The organism is Yoonia sp. (assembly GCF_017854415.1).
In the GTDB taxonomy this organism is placed as follows: domain Bacteria; phylum Pseudomonadota; class Alphaproteobacteria; order Rhodobacterales; family Rhodobacteraceae; genus Yoonia.
On record NZ_JAFMHR010000209.1, the window covers coordinates 1,841 to 3,154 of the forward strand.

Consider the following 1,314-nt stretch of genomic DNA (forward strand, 5'->3'; position numbering starts at 1 on the left):
GCCGGTTTCAGCCCCGGATTACGGCTGGACGCGTCCCGTACGCGCAGTAACGTCAGCCGATATGACCGGACGACTTTGACAGCAGGCCTAACCATCAGTTCTTCTTTTTAGGCATGATCTCTGCGCGACCGCGCGCCGGATATTCCCCGGGCAAAATAATCGCGTTGCTGTTTACGCGAAATTAAGAGCAGGTCCGTCATACATCCTCCAATGCCGCACAGTGGCGAAAGTGTTTTTGGATGGAATTTTTCAATCATGACAGCAGAACCTGCGACCTACGAATTGCCCGAAACGACCAAAATCGAAGAGTGTTACACGCTTGATCAATTCATCAGGTCGGCAGGCGACCGTGCGATTGTGATTGATGGTCAGCGGGTCCAACGATTCAGCGGGTTGGCCGCACAGTTGATCGCAGCACATCAAGGAATACGCAAAGACACCGACGCAGGTGTTTCTGTGATCCAGCCGTCACAAGCATTGATTGAAGCGCTGCAAATACTGGGCTTGAGCCATCTTTTAGATCTAGATCGGAGGACCGCTTGACAGTGCATATCCTTGCAATTGACGATTCGCGCACCATTCGCAGCCTGCTTAAAATGGCTTTGGAAAAAGCAGGGTTTACAGTCACGACAGCCGTAGACGGCGTTGAAGGCGTCGACAAGTTCAAGCAGATGCAAGCCGATCTGGTGATTACTGACGTCAACATGCCCAACAAGGATGGATTTGGCGTTATCGCAGATATCCGAAATAGCACAGAAAACCGCGCTGTTCCTGTGTTGGTCCTCACAACCGAAAATGGAACCGCCCTCAAAGAAAGGGCGCGACTGGCTGGCGCAACCGGTTGGATCGTAAAGCCGTTTGATGATGTCGCGTTGGTCGCAGTCATCAAAAGATTGACGGGGTCCTGACATGATAACAGACCGTGCCATTCTCGACGCCTTCTTTGAAGAGTGTGACGATTTGTTGGCTGCACTTGCCGACGGCTTGTCAAACATGCGCGCTGGGCAAACAGACAATGAAACTGTAAATGCGGTTTTTCGTGCTGTGCATTCGATCAAGGGCGCTGCGGGTGCTTTCTCAATGGATGAGTTGGTTGAGTTCGCGCATAGCTTCGAAACTGTTCTCGACGATTTACGTGCTGCAAAGCTAAGTGCCGATGAAACCCTGCTGCGCGTTTTGCAACGTGCCGGTGACGTCTTGTCTGACCTTGTTGATGACGCGCGTGAAGATAGGCCCGCGGATCGTGCCAGAGTGGATCCGGTTCTTTCAGAGCTACAGGGTTTTTTGGCGGCCGAACCCGCCGCGGAAGACGAA

Annotated in this window: 3 protein-coding genes; all 3 read left to right on the forward strand. The window is 52.5% G+C overall.

Annotated features, from left to right (window positions below):
• The first annotated feature begins 255 nt into the window (after window positions 1–255).
• On the forward strand, window positions 256–543 hold the full coding sequence (locus QZ197_RS15495; protein WP_296433090.1) for a hypothetical protein: 288 nt from the start codon (window positions 256–258) through the stop codon (window positions 541–543).
• Entirely contained in the window at window positions 540–908 is a 369-nt protein-coding gene (locus QZ197_RS15500; RefSeq protein WP_296433092.1) for a response regulator, read from the forward strand. Before QZ197_RS15495 ends, QZ197_RS15500 begins: the two co-directional genes overlap by 4 nt.
• Before the next feature lies 1 nt (window position 909).
• Window positions 910–1,314: Hpt domain-containing protein (locus QZ197_RS15505; protein WP_296433093.1), on the forward strand; the 405-nt coding region annotated here is incomplete at its 3' end.